The sequence below is a fragment of the Oceaniferula marina genome (assembly GCF_013391475.1).
GTDB classification, from domain to species: domain Bacteria; phylum Verrucomicrobiota; class Verrucomicrobiia; order Verrucomicrobiales; family Akkermansiaceae; genus Oceaniferula; species Oceaniferula marina.
The window spans coordinates 1-281 of record NZ_JACBAZ010000078.1 but is presented as its reverse complement, the minus strand read 5'-3'; the positions used below and the strand labels follow the sequence as shown (position 1 = coordinate 281).

At 63.0% G+C, this 281-nt stretch carries 1 protein-coding gene; it reads left to right on the top strand.

Annotation, left to right across the window (positions count from 1 at the left end):
• Positions 1-281: hypothetical protein (locus HW115_RS19580; protein WP_178935362.1), on the top strand; the 281-nt coding region annotated here is incomplete at both ends.

The following is a 281-nucleotide window of genomic DNA, read 5'->3' as shown; positions in this document are numbered from 1 at the left end:
AACGTCGCCAAGGTGGCAGCCGCCGTGCGTGATGCCGCGGCAGCACGGATTGTGGAAAAGGTCGACACCAGCGGCGTGGAGAACCCTGTCGTGGTGTTCAACACTCTGGCCCAGGAACGTCAGGAAGTGGTGGAACTACCGAATGGAGAACTGACCTACGCCGAAGTGCCGCAGTGCGGGTACAGCGTGCAATCGGCCGACCCGGGACTTCCTGAGGGAGTGTCCCCGACCCGTGTGGTCGCCGGAGGTGACGGCTATGTCCTCAATAACGGCCTGCTCGA